The following is a 226-nucleotide window of genomic DNA, read 5'->3' as shown; positions in this document are numbered from 1 at the left end:
TCGGACGCGACGCTCGATGCCTTCGCCGATTCTGATTTCGGGCTCGGCGGCACCAACCTCAAGGGCTACTTCCTCGGCGCCAATGTCGGCCTCAGCGAGAACGTGTGGGCGTCGATGCGCTGGCTGAGCGCCAACAACATCGCCGGCTCGCCCTATGCCGTCGACGTCCTGCTGGTCGATCTCAACGCAAAGTTCTGATCATGAAGATACGCATCCTCACCTTCCT

At 61.1% G+C, this 226-nt stretch carries 1 protein-coding gene; it reads left to right on the top strand.

Annotation, left to right across the window (positions count from 1 at the left end; genetic code table 11):
• Positions 1-198, top strand: a 198-nt coding sequence (locus OZ411_RS43310) for a putative porin (RefSeq protein WP_282532852.1), incomplete at its 5' end; no start/stop codon positions are given.
• Positions 199-226: the final 28 nt, after the last annotated feature.

Origin of the sequence: Bradyrhizobium sp. Arg237L, assembly GCF_029990105.1 — a bacterium.
Classification (GTDB): Bacteria; Pseudomonadota; Alphaproteobacteria; order Rhizobiales; family Xanthobacteraceae; genus Bradyrhizobium.
This window is presented reverse-complemented; position numbering and strand designations above follow the sequence as displayed.